Annotated in this window: 18 protein-coding genes; 15 read left to right on the top strand and 3 right to left on the bottom strand. The window is 40.0% G+C overall.

From position 1 onward, the window contains the following. Positions 1–179: 179 nt before the first annotated feature. From NSQ91_RS17625 to NSQ91_RS17580, 10 genes are all read left to right on the top strand, one after another. Entirely contained in the window at positions 180–755 is a 576-nt protein-coding gene (locus NSQ91_RS17625) for a hypothetical protein (RefSeq protein ID WP_076190209.1), read from the top strand. A gap of 770 nt (positions 756–1,525) precedes the next feature. Then, entirely contained in the window at positions 1,526–2,641 is a 1,116-nt protein-coding gene (locus NSQ91_RS17620) for a site-specific integrase (RefSeq protein WP_076190210.1), read from the top strand. 120 nt (positions 2,642–2,761) lie between these two features. Beyond that, positions 2,762–3,271, top strand: a complete 510-nt coding sequence (locus NSQ91_RS17615) for a GNAT family N-acetyltransferase (RefSeq protein WP_076308323.1) — start codon at positions 2,762–2,764, stop codon at positions 3,269–3,271. Positions 3,272–3,634: 363 nt separating this feature from the next. After that, the gene (locus tag NSQ91_RS17610; RefSeq protein WP_197069683.1) at positions 3,635–3,736 is read left to right on the top strand and encodes a sporulation protein YjcZ; all 102 of its coding nucleotides are present in this window, start codon (positions 3,635–3,637) and stop codon (positions 3,734–3,736) included. A gap of 186 nt (positions 3,737–3,922) precedes the next feature. Continuing rightward, entirely contained in the window at positions 3,923–4,546 is a 624-nt protein-coding gene (locus NSQ91_RS17605) for a TetR/AcrR family transcriptional regulator (protein WP_076308322.1), read from the top strand. A 70-nt stretch (positions 4,547–4,616) separates the two neighbouring features. After that, a complete protein-coding gene (locus tag NSQ91_RS17600) occupies positions 4,617–5,459 on the top strand; it encodes a hypothetical protein (protein ID WP_081388295.1) in 843 nt (280 codons plus the stop codon). A gap of 33 nt (positions 5,460–5,492) precedes the next feature. Further along, a complete protein-coding gene (locus NSQ91_RS17595; RefSeq protein ID WP_076277030.1) occupies positions 5,493–5,972 on the top strand; it encodes a flavodoxin domain-containing protein in 480 nt (159 codons plus the stop codon). A gap of 241 nt (positions 5,973–6,213) precedes the next feature. After that, a complete protein-coding gene (locus NSQ91_RS17590) occupies positions 6,214–7,086 on the top strand; it encodes an AraC family transcriptional regulator (protein ID WP_076126750.1) in 873 nt (290 codons plus the stop codon). Between the two features lie 227 nt (positions 7,087–7,313). Beyond that, positions 7,314–8,288, top strand: coding sequence for a phosphotransferase enzyme family protein (locus NSQ91_RS17585; RefSeq protein ID WP_076184404.1), 975 nt, complete (start codon positions 7,314–7,316; stop codon positions 8,286–8,288). 177 nt (positions 8,289–8,465) lie between these two features. Next, positions 8,466–9,206 carry a class I SAM-dependent DNA methyltransferase gene (locus NSQ91_RS17580; RefSeq protein ID WP_081383371.1) on the top strand — a complete coding sequence of 247 codons (741 nt, stop codon included), beginning with the start codon at positions 8,466–8,468 and terminating at the stop codon, positions 9,204–9,206. Between the two features lie 173 nt (positions 9,207–9,379). Here NSQ91_RS17580 and map read toward each other — a convergent pair whose 3' ends face one another. Then, the gene (map, locus tag NSQ91_RS17575) at positions 9,380–10,126 is read right to left on the bottom strand and encodes a type I methionyl aminopeptidase (protein WP_340919116.1); all 747 of its coding nucleotides are present in this window, start codon (positions 10,124–10,126) and stop codon (positions 9,380–9,382) included. 7 nt (positions 10,127–10,133) lie between these two features. Continuing rightward, positions 10,134–10,718 carry a TetR/AcrR family transcriptional regulator gene (locus tag NSQ91_RS17570; protein ID WP_076184401.1) on the bottom strand — a complete coding sequence of 195 codons (585 nt, stop codon included), beginning with the start codon at positions 10,716–10,718 and terminating at the stop codon, positions 10,134–10,136. 539 nt (positions 10,719–11,257) lie between these two features. Between NSQ91_RS17570 and NSQ91_RS17565 the strand changes: the two genes are divergently transcribed. The 4 genes from NSQ91_RS17565 (at position 11,258) to NSQ91_RS17550 (ending at position 14,975) form a co-directional block, all read left to right on the top strand. Then, a complete protein-coding gene (locus NSQ91_RS17565) occupies positions 11,258–12,070 on the top strand; it encodes a hypothetical protein (RefSeq protein ID WP_076184400.1) in 813 nt (270 codons plus the stop codon). Between the two features lie 538 nt (positions 12,071–12,608). After that, on the top strand, positions 12,609–13,571 hold the full coding sequence (locus NSQ91_RS17560) for a helix-turn-helix transcriptional regulator (protein WP_340919111.1): 963 nt from the start codon (positions 12,609–12,611) through the stop codon (positions 13,569–13,571). 109 nt (positions 13,572–13,680) lie between these two features. Continuing rightward, the gene (locus NSQ91_RS17555) at positions 13,681–14,307 is read left to right on the top strand and encodes a type 1 glutamine amidotransferase family protein (RefSeq protein ID WP_340919108.1); all 627 of its coding nucleotides are present in this window, start codon (positions 13,681–13,683) and stop codon (positions 14,305–14,307) included. A gap of 197 nt (positions 14,308–14,504) precedes the next feature. Then, a complete protein-coding gene (locus NSQ91_RS17550; RefSeq protein WP_254848769.1) occupies positions 14,505–14,975 on the top strand; it encodes a DUF3889 domain-containing protein in 471 nt (156 codons plus the stop codon). Positions 14,976–15,479: 504 nt separating this feature from the next. Here NSQ91_RS17550 and NSQ91_RS17545 read toward each other — a convergent pair. Beyond that, complete coding sequence (locus NSQ91_RS17545) at positions 15,480–16,415, bottom strand: Gfo/Idh/MocA family protein (RefSeq protein ID WP_076304117.1); 936 nt, start codon at positions 16,413–16,415, stop codon at positions 15,480–15,482. Positions 16,416–16,526: 111 nt separating this feature from the next. Between NSQ91_RS17545 and NSQ91_RS17540 the strand changes: the two genes are divergently transcribed. Beyond that, positions 16,527–17,483, top strand: coding sequence for a helix-turn-helix transcriptional regulator (locus tag NSQ91_RS17540; RefSeq protein ID WP_076304118.1), 957 nt, complete (start codon positions 16,527–16,529; stop codon positions 17,481–17,483). The last annotated feature ends 132 nt before the right edge of the window (positions 17,484–17,615 follow it).

The raw sequence follows: 17,615 nt of genomic DNA, 5'->3' as shown, positions 1-17,615 counted from the left end.
AAGGTAAATGATGTGTGGAAAAATATTAAAAATTATCGATTGAAAACAAAAATTGTAGAAGATATGATACTTATAAACAGATTAGTAATTATAGTAATAAGATACTATAAACAAATAAGGGTAATAATGGTATAATAACAATGTAATCCAAATTAATATATCTCTGGGAGGCGATTTATTTGATTAAACTACTAGAACTAGGCTTAGCAACATCTCTTCTGTTGACTCCTGCTGCTTCTGCAACAAGTTTTGGAGATTCAACGACGACGCAAAATTCTACAGTATCTACAGTAACTCCAGTGTCTGAAGTTTCTACAGTATCTCCATTCTCTGAAAATACTGATGTAATTCATTTTGGTGAATATACTTTTGAAAATAATATTATTGAAGGGCCAGGTACGAGGTTACAGGTTGGAAATGGGATTGAACCACCATTAGTTTCACTTTTCTCAGAGGCGTATAAGATAATCCCTGTTTCTCATACAGGTGGAGCTTTTAATGATTCATTTACTTGTACAGCTTCTGATGGTGTTAACTTAAATATTTGGATGAAGAATAAGAGCAGTAATCCAGTTCAATTTCAAATAAAATTGAATGGTAGCGTGTTTACAGATGTTAAGATTGCTGCTGGTGAGCAGAAAACAATCTCATTTAAGGATATGTTAGGTGGCGGAATAACTGATACTTTTGGAGTATATATCTACAGTACCACTGGACATGCGCTTAATGTTGATGTAAGTGCAAGACAATTCTAAAGATTTAATCTATAGAACATAAATATTTAATGCCCTGCCAGTCGAACATTTTGGTAGGGCATTTTTGTGTTGCAATTTAAAATATGATTGGAGATGGTAACAATTAACATATCTTCATGCAACTAAAGTGATCACTACCCACATAGAAGTCTGAAATATGAGAGTAATCAAACAAATCGTAGCTTAGAATTGATGTGAGAGGAATAGTTAAACTCAACATAACCATAATCAACTTGAGGACAGCCAATGCAGTTGGATGGCTACGGAATACTACTTGCGTCTTGTGCAAGTTTTATGACGGTGTACTTGACCTTGCACTTTAGTTATTGTTCATAGTTCAAGTTAAAATCAGGATGCTAATACCAACTCTATTATATTTCCAGCACTGGCAAGCAGTACTGTCAAAATAATAGACCTGCCGCACCATCCTCTTGCCTACGGCAATTCACCTTCACGGCTCGTTATGGATTGCTTACACTTTCATAATTGGATGGGGTAGGAAATCAGGAAAACGGGGCTAAATCATGGATAAACCTTATATATAAAGAAACTCCACAATTTGGCGCAAATATCACTTCAATACTACTCGTAATTGGTCGAAGATACTTAGTGCATGAAGAAGTTTTTGATAAGTGGCTAAGAGAAGGAAAGTGATTAATATGATTAATAATACATATAGTTAACATTATATAGGAGTCAAAATCATGTGTTATAATATAAGATAGTCACATGCTTTGACTCCTATTCTATTAGAGTGGGAGAGTGTTGAAATGGCAGTTCCTAAATACGATGAAAAAACCAAGACTTGGAGATTTATATTTGATTATCAGGATGAAACTGGTGAAAGAAAACAAATAAGAAGAAAGGGGTTTAAGTCTAAGCGTGAAGCTGATGAAAAAATGCTTGAACTCAAAAACGAGGTCAACGCTGGACAATACTCTTCTCCAAACACATTAACTGTTGCTAATTTCTTTGAGGATTGGTTCAAGACTGATAGAATTCTACAGGTTAATGAGACAACTTATTATCATAATTATTTGGCTTTTAAAAATCATATTAAACCTAAACTCGGTAACATAAGACTTCAGAAACTTACCCCAATGCAATGTCAAAAATTCGTTACAGGTATGCATGAAGAGGGTTATGCAAGAAATTCAATTGATAGAGTCGTAACAGTTGTAAAGAAGGCACTAGACAAAGCCATAATGTATAAAATTATCAAAGACAATCCAATGCGAAAAGTAACACTTCCCAAGTATGTGAAACTCGAAATGAAAATATGGACTCTTGAACAAACTATGGAATTTTTAAAAGTAGCAAAAGATTATAGATTTTATTGTGCTTATGCACTAGCTCTATATTGCGGACTTAGAAAAGGTGAAATATGTGCACTAAGATGGCAGGATATCGACTTTGAGAAAAAAGAGCTTGCAGTCAATCAGACATTGGTTAACTTCGGAAAGACCATTAAACAAGGCGCAAAAACATCGTCTGGTGTCCGTAGAGTATCTATACCAAACGCACTTATTGAGATCCTAAAGGAACAGCGAAAAAAGTATTTAGAATTTAAGTTGCGGCTAGGATCAAGATTCATTGATATGGATTTGATTATTTTTAATTATAAAAATGGGAAGAATATCTTTCCAGACGCTCTTACTACAGCATATAAAAAAGATTTGATAAAAGCCAATATGCCACACATCCCGTTCCATAGCTTACGTCATACCCATGCTACGATTCTGATAAAGGAAAACATTAATGTGAAGATCCTTTCAGAACGAATGGGACATTCTAAAGTCGGCATAACGTTGGATACTTACAGTCATGTGATCCCATCTATGCAGCAAGAAGTTGCAGACACGTTAGACAGGGTAATGAGTCTTTAGTAAAGAAAATGTGACCTATTTGTGATTTTGACCTGATGGAGAAGAGAAAACCCTTGGTACTAAAGGGATTTTTGGTTGAAACATGATGTGAAGTAAACATAAATGTCAGAGGTGCACATAATGAAACTTGAAATTGAGCTGGTTCCCAAAGAACGTAAGCATACTATAAGCAGATTAATGCAGTTCTACCTATATGATTTCACCCGTTATTTAGAATTTGATGTCAATCAAGACGGGGTATTTCCGGCCTATCCGGGACTAGAAGCTTATTGGAGTAGCGGAAATAATAAATTCGCATATTTGTTTAAGGTGGACGGGCATATTGCTGGTTTTGCTTTAGTGGACAGATTACTGCGTAATCCTGAAGGCCAGTTTTATATGACTGAGTTTTTTGTGATGCAAAAATACCGCCGAAGTGGTGTAGGTACATGGGCTGCGCATAAGCTTTTTGATATGTACCCTGGCGAATGGAAGGTTTCACAAGTCCGTGCGAATACACCTGCTCGTGATTTCTGGCATAAAGTGATCGGGGACTATACCCATGGAGAGTTTCAAGAGCGCTTTAATCCACAGCAAGGCAACCCCAGCCAATACTTCAACACATTAACTATTAATAGGATTAAGAAATAAAAACCGTTATATTGCTGGTTTCTTTTAGCTAAGGAGCTTGCTACTAACGGCAAATGGATTGAAAAAGGGGCTAAGCGAGTGAGCGCTAGACAGTAGAGAATGACAAAGAGAGCGTCAAGACGGAAGGTCAGGAAATTGTGATTTTTTATAAAACGGGCTAGCTATTAAGAACATATACGAATTGTGATGTAGGGAGCATCTTATGCTCTCTATTATAGTTAACATAACATTTATTATGTCAACCTATTAAACCATTCACCATAAAAAAGGTCGTTGGTTTATTTTTTGTGTTCAAAATACCCAGTCAGTGAGGGCAATATTGCATATCTTATGATGTACTCAATTACAAAGGAGGAGTCAACAATGGGCGAATTTGCAGGAGGATACGGTGGTTTCACTTCCACAGGAGCTATTCTGGTTCTGTTTATCCTGTTGGTTATCATTACTAAAACCCTCTGTCTGTAGTCCTTTAACTTCACAAATTAAAGGTTCCGTCAGTCTATATAGACTGGCGGATTTTTTATGTCCAGATATGTAGATTGGAGGAGGGGAATACATGTGACTAAGGATATTGACATAATACTAATCCAAAACATATATTAAACAGTGTTCAAAGATTAAACGGTGTTCAACACATGAGGAGACAAATTTATGACTAAAGAACAACGAAAAGTACGTGAGCGTGAAGAAATGAGAAATCTAATCCTGCAAAATGCAGCTTTATTGATTGCCGAAGAGGGAATAGAGAAGCTGTCTATCCGAAAAATCGCTGAGAAAATCGAATATTCACCGGGAATTATTTATCATTATTTTAAAGGCAAAGAAGAGATTATCGAGAACTATTTGCAACAAAAATATACGGATATGCTTTCTGAGCTTCAGTCTGTGCAACAAGAGGTACAGCAGGAATTACCTCCAGATACACTTTTAAAACGAACATTGGAGAAGTTCATCAGGATGTCTCTTTCTACGGGTGTAGAATACCGGAATGTCATGCTAAACGATACACCGGCTGTTCTTAGTTACACAGCTGTTCTATTTAGAGGAGCTGCACAGGAGCGTAAAGCGATTGGGATGCTCTGCCAGGGCCTGCTCAGATCTGAAGCACAAAAAAACCGTGAAGAAGCTTTCGTAGAACTCACTGCTCAGGTGATATGGAGTGCAGCATTCGGTTTAATTATGCGGTTGCTTGTCGAAAAGGATCTGCCTGATGATCAGGTCGAAGCTCTGATTTCATGTCATTTGGATTCAATGGTTGCTATTGCTTCCAGGTGAAATCTAAATATTTTCATGAAGGGAGGGGGAGGTTGTTATAAAACATATAAGGAAAGTCGTAGCGCTGTCGGTGTTGATTTCGGTTATTGCAGTGTTTGCAACAGCGGTTGGGTTGTTTTCAGATGGGATAAGTGATGGAACAAAATATACTTTCACGTCAATATGGGGCGAGGATGTAAAGCTTCAGGGGTCAGGAGTGTACAGCCATGATTCTGTCTCTGCGGCGGCACAAGCTAAAGCACAGGATGGAGTTACATTATTTCTTGCCATACCTTTACTGCTCAGTTCGCTCATCATGACAATTAAAGGCTCGATAAAGGGGAGGATGCTCCTTACGGGCACTTTGGGGTACTTTTTATATACTTACGTATCCTACAGCTTTCTGACGATGTACAATTCATTGTTTTTAGTTTATGTGCTGTTGTTTTCTTTAAGTTTTTTCGCATTCATCCTAGCCTTATTTTCCTTCGACAAAGAATCCATACATACTTACTTTAAAAACAGTTTACCTTCTAAAGGAATCGGCTTTTCCCTAATGGTTATTGCTTTTATGATTTTATTGCTCTGGCTAGGGAAAATACTGAATTCACTACTGGGGGGAACACCGCCACAAGGGCTAGAGCACTATAGTACATTGGTAATTCAAGTTTTGGATCTTGCGATCTTAGTCCCATTAGCAATTGTAACGGGGATTATGGTCATTCGTAGACAACCTTTTGGGTACCTACTGGCAACTGTCGTTGTTTTTAAAGGAGTTACATTACTGCTAGCAATTACGGCAATGCTGGTGGCAATGATCTATAGCGGTGTGGCTGTGTCTATAGCCGAATGTGTAATTTTTCCGACGATGACTGTAGCTATTGCTGCTTGTATGGTTATTTTGTTAAAGCATGTACGTGAACCCTTAAGATAATATGTGACCAGCGAGCGGCAGGGAGTGATTAGAATGAAGACAATAATTATGTATACCTCGAAATATGGGTGTGCGGAGAAAGCGGCTTATTTATTAAAATCTCAACTGGGCGAAGAAACCGAAGTAGTTAACCTGATGCATGCTAAAGAGCCGACACTGGAACGATATGATACGGTCATCTTGGGAGGATCTATTTATTATGGGAAAATCCAAAAACAAATGACTGATTTTACAACAAAATATCAAAATGAACTAGGGAAAAAACGAGTAGGATTGTTTGTTTGTGCAGGAGCAACAGGTGAACAGGCCTCACAAGAATTGAAATCTGCGTTTCCAGAAGTGTTATATGACCAATCGGTGACGAAAGAAGTTTTTGGAGATGAGATCTATGAAGAGAAGCTAACTTTGTTAGACCGGTTTGTACTGCGGATGGTAAAAGGAAAAAATAAGAACGTAAATGGGTTATCCAAAGAGACGATAGAGCGTTTTGCTCTTGCTATGAAAAGGTTGTGAAAGTGAGTGGACGATCGAGCTTCTGAACGCACTTCGAATCATAGTTAACATAATTATTATTATGTTAACTATGATTTTGACATTCAAAAAAAGTAGTCCTTCTTGTGAGAAGAGAGTAACTTCCTCGTATTGAGTCTCTGTTCATCGAAACATGAAAAAACCCTACAGAATCGTGCAGATAAAGTCGGGAAGATAAAAACCATCTCTGATAACCTTATAATTAACGAGGGGAGGCAACGTCATGGATACGCTGGTACAACTGAACAAAGCAATAAACTATATTGAGGAGAACCTAACAAATCCCATTGATTATCAGGAGGTTGTGAAAATAGCCTGCTGTTCGGAATATCATTTTACTCGCATGTTCTCATTCCTAGCAGGCATTACTCTGTCGGAATACATCCGGCGTCGACGTCTAACTTTGGCAGCACTCGAGCTTTCACAAAGTAATATCAAAATTATCGATACCGCTCTGAAGTATGGTTATAATTCGCCGGATTCCTTTTCTAGGGCTTTCCATAGCCTGCATGGGGTTAGTCCTTCAGAAGCTCGGGTCCATGGACATTCCCTTAAGGCGTTCCCTCGGATGTCGTTTCAGCTGACTATCAAAGGAGGAAATGAAATGAATTACCGGATTGAAAACAAAGAGTCTTTCCGCATCGTGGGCATAAAAAAACGGGTTCCAATCATTTTCCAAGGGGTCAATCCGGAGATTGCGTCTATGTATGAAGGGTTGACGCCGGAAATGATTGATGAGATGAAGAGATTTTCTGATGTTGAGCCCTCAGGGTTTATAAGCGCCTCTACAAATTTTTCTGAAGGACGTATGGAGGAAAAAGGAGAGTTCGATCATTATATTGGCGTTGCCACTACGAAAGACGCATGGAATGGCTTGGATCAGTTGGAAGTGGCGGCCTCTATGTGGGCTGTGTTCACAGTCGTCGGCTCTTTTCCGAGTGCGCTACAAGAGATCTGGGGGCGAATATATTCGGAATGGGCTCCGTCATCGGGATATGAGCTAATTAAAGGGCCTGAAATTCTATGGAATGAGCACAAAGATATCACATCGCCAAATTTTAAAAGTGAAATATGGGTGCCTATCACTAAGAAATAAAAGAGTTTGGTTGGACTATTGAAACTGAGCGCTGAATATCCTTTCACAACGAAGCTGCCGCGAAAAATCATTCCGGCAGCTTCGTCAAGCTATAGGCAGGATATTTCGAAAATGTTGTAGAAGTACAATTGGTGAATTGAATGATTTTTAGAATGTAGTAGATTTCAATTTTTATGACTCAGACGAAGATTGAATCAATGAATCCTTCTATTTTAAAGGAGTCCCTTATGACGAACGAGAAGCTTTTGGACTTACTAGGCAGGTACGATATCCAACAGCCTGAGATTATTTTCTTAAGGCATAACGAGAACAGAACCTATCGTGTTAATGACAGAACGGGAAAATCATATTTACTCCGCATTCATGACCCTTTTATAGAGGACATGAAAGGTCTGCAACATACATACAGCGGCATTCTTGGAGAATTGCAAATGCTTGAGAAGCTGGGAAGCTGGAGCACCAACGAAATACAGGCTCCCGTAAGAAACAATGAGGGTGAACTTATTACGATCATTGAATACGAAGGTGAACTGCTAAACTGCTCCGTCCTCACCTGGTTGGATGGAAGAGACATGAATATGAATGATGTTAACAATCTTGAACTGGTAAAAGAACTGGGATCTCAAATAGCAGAACTGCATACTTTTTTTCGGCAGTACGAACATTCAGGTATGGAGATTCGCCCGAGTCAAGGCAAAGCTTATAATGAACGGATGATCCGTGTGATTCATTCGGGTGTGAAAAAGAATTTATTTACGCCTCCTGATGCTAATGTCATTGAACAAACGCTGCAATTGATCAACTCCCGGTTAGATGACCATGGCGGGGAGGCTGGCCCGGACCTTATTCATGGGGATTTGTGTATGGGTAATATCATCATCACAACCGAAGGAAAGGTGCGTTTTATCGATTTTGGCTTTTTCGGAAAAGGTTATGCTTTACTTGATGTAGCCATGGGAGCTATGATGCTGCCTTCCGATCGAAGAGATACTTTCCTAAAGGGTTATTACAGAGAGTGTGAAAATACAGCGAGTGATCTACTACAGTTAGAAGGTTTAATGTTGGTCGCTATTATTGGGTATTACGTCTTCCAGATAGAGAATGTACATGTTCATGATTGGATGCGTGAAAGAATGCCCAAATTATGCGCTGAGTATTGTCGCCCCTTCCTCAATGGTGAAAGTATATTTTATAAAATATGAAATGGAACGTTCAGGTTGAACTAACGAGGACTGGTATGTTTGATAAAAATTGATTATAACCGTTTATCACCAAACGTGTTATCAAAAAAATAGTAAAATAATACTGTTAAGCGCGATGGCTGTCGATTAGCATTTATTTCGATTATATTCTAACAAGGAATGAAAGGGGGAATGGTGTTGATTGAACATAGCAATCTTGAAGAATTTCAAGATCCGGTAAATTACGATCTTGAATTTGACGGTGAAATGGACAAATATCAGTTCTATCTTGAGCTTGCCAGATCGAGTCCTGGGGAAGTGTTAGAACTTGCTTGTGGTACAGGCTTAACAACGATCCCCCTCTCGAAAGCCGGTATAACAATGACCGGTGTAGATATCTCTTCAGCGATGATTGCGTATGCGCGGTTGAAGGCGAAAGGGCTGACTGTTACTTTTATGGAAGGTGATGCCCGTACCTTCGAATCGGACAAGCGATTTTCGATGATTTATTTGACTGGTAATGCTTTTCAGGCATTTTTAAGTGATCAAGATCAAAGCGATTTGCTCACGACCGTTCACAAACATTTACAACCTCATGGAATCTTTGCATTTGAGACCCGAAATCCGGAGGGAACGGATTTATCCGATCAAGAGGAGACAGAATGGGGATCATTTATTGATAAGGATGGAAATAACGTCAAGGTATCAGGCACCCAATGTTACGATGCTGGCCAGCATATCATGCATTGGGTCACGATGCGTGATTGGGGGTATAAGCGAACGACCTCCCGAATTGCTTGTCGGTTCACGGATCCGAATACGCTACATTCTTTATTAACTCGTCACGGCTTTTGCGTCGAACATCAATATGCTGACTGGGATAAAATGCCGTTTTCTCTGTCATCTTCATCTATCATTAGTGTTTGTAGGAAATGTTAGGAGAAACGTAATGCATTGCGATAGACCCCCCCCCTCAGATTGAGGGGGATTTTGTTGTTTCTAAGTTTAGCATCCTTTTCGCATTAAGAATTTAATCGGTCCGCGGGCCATTCGTTTTCTGCTCAATAAATAAAAAAGAAGTCGACCCTCTCGTTGGTCGGCTTCTAATTGTTCTATTGCGCGGTCAGGATTTGTGGTCCTTCAGAGGTGATGGCGATCGTATGCTCGTATTGGGCGGCGAGCTTGCGGTCCAGCGTCCGGGCGGTCCAGCCGTCCTGATCAATTGTCATGTTGTAGGTGCCTTCAGTGATCATGGGCTCGATCGTGAATACCATGCCTTCCTTGATGCGGGGGCCTTTGCCGGGCTTGCCGACATGCATATAGGTCGGCTCCTCGTGAAGGTCACGACCGATGCCATGAGCGAGAAGGTCGCGCACGACACCGAAGTTGTTCGATTCGGCATGCCGCTGGATTGCGCTCGTCACGTCTCCGAGCCGATTGCCGGGCTGTGCCTGCGCGATGCCGAGGTCAAGGCACTCCTTCGTGATGCGCATCAGCTTCTCAGCCGTCGGTGAGATCTTCCCGACCGCATAGCTCCAGGCTGAATCGCCGAGCCAGCCGTCGAGCTCCGCTACCGTGTCGATCGTCACAATATCGCCTTCCTCAAGTGGCTTATTTGTAGGAAAGCCATGTGCAATTACGTCGTTGACGGAGGCACAGGTCGCATATTGATAGCCATTGTAACCCTTCGTGTATGGTTTGGCGCCGTGCTTCAAAATAATATCCTCGAATATGCGCTCAATCTCGTTCGTTGTGATGCCCGGTTTGATGAGCGGGGCAATTGTGCGATGGCATTCGGCCACAACCTGGCATGCCTTGCGTATGGCTTCGATTTCATACTTGCTTTTTAAGATAACCATGTTTGTATTAGGACTCCTTTGTAATAGCTTGCATCGCGAGCTGGGCAATTCGATCGATGTCCAACTCGGAAGTGTTCGCATAGTAGTGCAGACCGCAGCAGCTGACCAACACGGCAAGCATAAGGTCGACGCTGTCGTCTTCGCGCTGGATGATCGATTGGAGTGGAACATACAGTCTTTCCGTGAATCGTCTTTTGGCAGGATGCCGATCTTTCTCTGGCAAGCCTGTAAAATGTTCCGCTGCCATTTTGTAGACGAGATATGCGCGGGCATCTGACTGCCACAACCGGAGTAACGTCTTGCAATACGTTAACAACTGCCTGTCGTCAGGGGTGTCCCGGCTGATGTTCGCCCATTGAGTCAGGGTTTGCTCACATCGCTCGAAGCCGCTGCTCAGCACATCTTCTATTAGTAAATGCCGGTTGGGGTAATAATGGTATACCGTGCCATAACCGAGACCAGCCTCGCGGGCGACGTCGCGAATATCAAAGCTTCCGCCCGTACGGAAGTAGGTGCGCGCGGCGAAGTCCAGGATTTGTTCCCTGCGCTGCATGCGTATGAGCTCATTTTGTTCTTTGGTACGGGGGCACATGGGCGCGTTAACCTCCTTTTTATAGACCTGCAAATTTGTCAATGTAAAGAGTGTAACGCATGAGGCGGAGAAATGCAATTATTTGTTGGCGTTCGATGAAAACAACAAGGACACCATCATTGCGTCGTTAAAACGAAAGATGAAGAAGCTCGAAGAAGAAAATAAAAAGTTGCGAGAACAACTTAAGTTTTCCTATGCGGAGGTCTATCAAAGGATTCGAGGGAATAACTGTTAACTTATTCACTTACGGGCAGCTTAGTTTAAGATCAGACTCGGTGAATCGTATCATAAATAGGGGCAAGTTTAACCCTTGAAACCAGTGAGCTAGGATCAATTTCGTTTCGAGCTAATGTAAATAGTAGCCGTTATTTTAAAATATGCGACAAGAATTGCATTTAAGGAAACAATATTGTATGATTTTGGTGTGTTAAAAATTGGAAAATTTAATCGTCATTGTGTGGACAGTACGTAAACTACTTCAGCAGTTAATTATGGCGTAACCAAAGTTTCTTATACTCATTAACTAAGGAGAAGCAGCCTTGCGTAAGAAGAAATATGTTAGCATTGCCTCAATTACATTGGTTGTGATTATGGTCGTTCTATTCTTCAGTATGAAAAATGTTCTTTTCGACGGCTCTTCTAACAAATCAGAGGAACAGGCCGCCACAACAACCAGTGAGATGATTAACGAGATAGAGAAACCAGCTGCCACAATAACGAATAAGGGAACCAATGAAAAGAAGAGCGTAACCGCGATGGAGGCACTGCGCCTTGGGTACTCAGAGGCGAAGAAGCTGACGGAAGAAGAGCCATTACTTATTAACATAACAAGCACGGATGACACTTCTGTTTCCCAGGAACGAACCGATGGTTCGGATGGAACAAGAGATGCTTGGAATCTCGAATTTGGCAGCAAGAAAGGGAATGTTTTTATTTATATCAAGATCGATAATGGAATGGCCATTAAGACTGATGTGAAAAAGCACGATAAGAATTTACTTGTAAAAGGACAGTATGCGATATCTGATATTCAAATCGATTCTTCCGATGCAGTTAAACAAGCTGTTGAGAGACTGGGGATGAAACCAGGAAATCCTGCTATAGCAGATGACTGGATCAAGGGGTATCATTTTACTATCAGCGGGTATAATACTGATCCTAACTCCTCCAAAACACGTCTGCTGCTAAGAGTTATGGGTATCTCGCCGAATTCTCCTAATCGTGAGAATGACAGTTTGAGAATGAGCGCTTTCTTTGATGTCAAAACAGGCGAATTGATGAGCGCTACCGAGATGACAGGCTTCGACAAGGAAGGGAATACCATGTGGAAGAATAGTGAGCTTAAATACTGATGACGGCATAAATAAATGAAGAAGGAAGATATTTTCAAAAAAATACAACATATTACCTAATAAAGAGTTATTATTGATGGAACTTACCGTGCGTTACTGCTCATGAGCAGACGCATGGTAAGTTTGTTTTTGTGTAAAGGCGTTATTAACTGTCTACTTGGTAAAGGCTATACGCATCACTCAAGTTTATTGAAACTGGAAATATCCATTCTTCCAGGTGATGTATATGCTGTGTATATTCTTTAGTCCCCTGAACGGCGGTTAGGGCAATTGGAACCTAGCGGATCAAAGAAAGAGCATTCTGCAAAGGATGGCCCAAAAACTTACCGTTACAAACAGCGCGGTGAACTGTATCACAAGTTGTGGTAAAGTAGAATGTTGAGTTGAGCTAAGAGCAGCAATGTTAAAAATTGCAGATTGTTGTTTATAGATTGCTAAGTGAGGATTGAAAGGCTGAAAGATTGATGAATAAAGGGATGCAGGTGATTCGCAAAGCAAATAATTTTGAGCGATCCTAATAAAAGATGAGGTATATGTGATGCCAAAAAACGATAATATGCTGGCAATCCTATGGATGCTGAATTCGGGTGTTAAAATGACCGCAAAACAAATATCCGAAAAGTTAGAAATAAATATAAGGACAGTCTATCGGTATATTGATGCGCTAAGTGCCAGTGGAGTGCCTATAATATCCGACACTGGTCATAATGGCGGGTATAGCTTACTGAATAATTTTATCAGAGCACCTCTGCTATTTGATATTGAAGAAAAAAAAGCACTTCTTCATGCTGCTGTTTTTGCAAAAGAAGCCGGATACCCTTTGAGTGAGGCTTTAGCTAATGCGACATCCAAATTGAAAATGTATTCGAATCAGGAACAGGAAAGTGTTCTCAGCCATCATTTAGCCGGATTTGAAGTTATAAACCGTAAGGGAGACCCTTCTATTCAGCCAGTATTGGCGGAATTGGAGCAAGCTGTAGCAAACGAATTCTCTGTAGAAATTGATTATCACACACGCCGTGATGATCAACCCAAGACTAGGGTGATAGATCCCTATGGAATGGTGTACTGGAACAATAAATGGTATATTGTTGCATTTTGCCACCTGAGAAATGAGATCCGCAGCTTTCGGGTAGAACGGATTTTACAAATCAAGCGGACTCAAAACATATTTAAACGTTCCGAAGATTTTTTGGCTCGGGAATTTTTTTTGCGAAATCTATTACCTGATTTAGTCGGCAAGGACGGGTTAATTGCTTTAATTATCGAAGGTAGGTCAGAGGCGTTGGATGACTTATGCCTGCATTGGTTTTTGGGGCATCATCTGAAAGAGCGTACATCAAATCAAGCAATCTTTTTACTTGAGGAAAAATCAATTCATACCTATGTTCCTAATTTTCTCTTATCCTACGGGAAATCCATTCAAGTAATCGAACCACAGAGTTTGAAGGAAAAACTTGTTGGTGTTGTGTCGGAGTTAATGGAATATTATCAACTTTAAAAACTTCACTGACAGCGGATGTCAGTGAAGTCATTTTATAATGATGATAATCATTGATTACCGATGGTTGGTATCACTTGATGAATTGTAAAATAGGGAGAACTTGCAAATGAATAATACGGTATATCTTTATGTGTTTGACACAATGGCAGACTGGGAAATAGGCTACGTAACTGCCGAACTGAACTCGGGAAGATATTATAAAAAGGGGCTGGCCCCATCAAAAATAGTTACCGTGGGAATTGATAAGACTCCAGTAACTACAATGGGCGGATTAAAAATATTACCTGACATCAAATTGGATGATTGCAGTATTGAAAGATCCGATCTATTGATTTTACCCGGTGGAGATACATGGACAGAAACCATTCACCACCCCCTCTTAAAAATCGCTGAAAGGTGTTTAAGGGAAGGTATATGGGTTGCAGCGATTTGTGGTGCTACAATGGGACTTGCCCAGACAGGATTGCTGAATTCACGTGGGCATACAAGCAATGATCTAGAATACCTTAAAATGATCTGTCCCACTTATACAGGAGAAAAGTATTACAAAATGGAGTCTGCTGTAACTGATGGAAAACTGATCACCGCATCTGGAATAGCTCCGTTGGAATTTTCTGCACACATCTTGAAAGCTTTGGATGTGTTTTCTCCAAAAACATTAGACGCCTGGTATAGCCTTAATAAGACTAGTGATTCTAAATATTACTATGAGTTGATGAATTCAATACAATAAAAGATATGGGAGTATCAGGTAAATATACAAGAATGGAACACCCAACGACTTTACATCTATTACCCCATATATAACAGTGTGTTATATATGGGTAAGGACAAGATGCCGTATGAGTAACAATGCGATTTAAAATATTCGTTCCACAGAAATCCTAACGGAGTACGATAGTTAAGCATAAAGGGTTCCACATATTAGTCATGACTAATATGTGGAACCCTTTATTATATCTGACTTTCCTAAATCTAGATCTTGATAAATTTAAAAATAAAGTTGTAGACTGCACGCTGGCGTTAAGTTGTCTAAGAATACATTTGGATAAAGTGGGAGATATTACTGAAAACTTCTCCAGATGGGCGGTTATTATGAAAAAAATACTGATATCATTTTTGGCGATACTTATTTTTTCCACTGTTACAGTAGAGGCTGCGCCTGAATACGCAAAATGGGGCAAAATTGCAGTAGAGGAAACACAAAAAAGATACAATGCAGTCATAATTGATTATAAGCACATTGGTCGTACTGAACTAACACCTAAGAAGTCTGAAGAGAAATTCAAACTATGGATTAGAAGCAAAGCAGGTAACGAGTTTGGAGTTTTTGTATCGATCCAATTTGACCCGCTAACTGATACAATCCAATCGATTCAGTTTTCTGAAACTAATCGTTAGATTTAATAAATCTCGCGATTACGCTAATGGGGCACGATAGCACAATGACAACAGGCTGCCGAGATTATAGGCAGCCTGTTCAGCTAACGGGCAGAATAACGTGATGTAGGTTTGTACTTTAAATGGGAAAAGTAAATAGAGGTGGAGTAAAGATAGGACTTTATTTCCCAGTCCGAGACTGCCGCTGGTTTTATAAGGAGCCATTCTAATTTTGAGAATTTCCATCGTATGACTAGTTTATCCTCTAATTGAAAGACCTTAATCCCAAGGATGAAATCCCTCCAAAATGCTGTGAAATAACAGCTTTTTATGAACAAGAACTAACCATAGCGTTCCAAAAAGGACTAAATTTACTACTTTATTCTACAATTTCAACATATGAAAAATTCACAATAGAAAACTCAAAACCTATTCCTCTCCCTAGCTACTAACCAGTAATTCTACAAATTCTACGCCCATACAAACAAAAACCATGAAAAAGGATATCTACACCAACCCTTATGTTTAAACAAGCTTTTTTTCTATTTTTATTGCTAATTCCATAGCTTGTAAGGCATAGTCTAACTCGATTATTGATGTAGAACCCTCCTCTAAGCACTGGAGAGCATGCGTAATACTCTTTTCAAAAGGATTAGCTTGTTCTAACAAAAGTTGCTGTTTACCTGCAGAGGTATATTCAATTAATGATCCTTCAACCGTGCCGTTCATGTCGTCACTTTCTTGATAGACTAGCTTTCCTTGTTCAAAATAAGCCTCATACCCTACGGAAAAAGGATAACCAGCTGGCATTTGTGAGGATACAACGATCTCTGCGGAGACATTCGTTTTCTGAAAATGGGTACGCACTAAAGCTTGTTCACTTCGTCCACCATCGGTTCCCCACACAAAGTATTCTTCTAACGATCCAAGCAGCCACGTTACAAAATCAAGTTCGTGAATCATCAGATTTGTGGAGATAGAATGAAGTCCGAGATCCCCCCAGAGAGGAGACGTTTCTCTTTTTAAGGTGAAGGCTAAAAGCTTTCCATATTTCTCTTTAGAAGTGGTTTCGTATAAATATTTGTACGCAGGATCAAATTTAATAAATTGGTTCACGAGGATTCGTCTACCATACCGTTGTACTGCTTCCTTCATCGCAAGGGCATCTTCAGTGTTAAAGCATACGGGGGTCTCACAGAATACATGTTTTCCATGCTTAAGCGCCTCAACGGCATACTGTCTATGTAAAGTCACGGGCAGACAGATATCGATCACATCAATCGTGGTATCAAGCATGATATCCTCTATATTTGTGGTAATCTCAACGCCTAACGTTTGTTTTAAATTTTGCAGCTTAGCTTCATTTCTACCATAAACAATAACTTTGTCTACACGCTCATTTTTCGTCAATAATTCTGCATGATAAGCTCCGAACCCTGTTCCTAATACGGCAATTTTCATATGTTTCAGCTCCCTTTATGTAATGAACTAATCATAACCTGTTATTGTTGACAACATCATGGCAAGAATTTTGAAGTATACTAGATAAAAAAGAAAAGCTCGGAGGTTCTCATGCGCTTGCATCGTTTGATTGCTATTTTATTATTAGTGGAATCGAGAGGGAAAATGAAGGCTAATGAACTAGCTCAAGCCTTGGAGACCTCTGTACGTTCAATCTATAGAGATATTGATGTGCTAGCTGAAGCTGGAATTCCTTTGTTGTCTATGTCGGGGCCCAATGGTGGCATCTCCTTAATGGAGGGATACACAGTTAACCTGAAGCAGTTACATGGTGAAGATGTAATCAATCTATATTTAACAGGTATGGGCATCTATTCTGGGGGCCATTCTGAATCGGGTCTTAAGCTGAAGACGACGCTGTTGAAATTACAAAAAACATTGCCCGCATCCTACCAACCTGACATTCAGAAAGCGCAAAAACGCTTTTATTTTGATGACACACCTTGGTGGACAGAACGAATAGAAATTCCCTGTCTGGAATCTATTCGGACAGCCGTTTGGCGATCTCATAAACTACAGATTGCGTACCAAAAGGTTAGCGGAGAAATATCATACAGGAAATTACAGCCCTATGGTCTTGTGGTGAAAAAAGAGGAATGGTATCTTATAGCCTACTGTGAAGAAGCTAAGCACATCCGCACATTTAAATGTGAGCGAATTGCCTCTACGCAGCTTGTGGAAGAAGAGTACTCTATACCTATGGATTTTTCATTAGAAGAGCACTGGAAGCAGCAGGGACAGGTTTTTAAGCAAGCTTGTAAAGAGGAAGAGGTCTATCCTGTTGTGATTAGAGCCGATAAGAGAACAAGGTCTTCTTTATCTCAGCTAGAGGTCATGGAAATGAGAGAAGAAGGGGATGCATTCATTTTAAAGGTGAATATGTTTGGTTATGAAAGTGCATGTGCTAATATCTGGAGCATAATAGGACATTCCGAAATCATTGAGCCCTTAGAGCTAAGGCAATATGTGAAAGGCCAGTTGAGTTTTCTGCAGGGAATATATGATTAACCGTTTTTTCTATGTAAAAGAGACCGTAGCTATTGCATATTCTGCAAAGATACGGTCCCGATTTTCTGATAAATGAATTAATTCATATAGTTAGTTAACATAATAATGATTATGTTAACTAATATGAGTATG

The sequence above is a fragment of the Paenibacillus sp. FSL R7-0048 genome, from assembly GCF_038004505.1.
Classification (GTDB): domain Bacteria; phylum Bacillota; class Bacilli; order Paenibacillales; family Paenibacillaceae; genus Paenibacillus_AQ; species Paenibacillus_AQ odorifer.
Note: the sequence above shows the minus strand (reverse complement) of the source record. Positions and strands in the feature narration are given on the sequence as shown.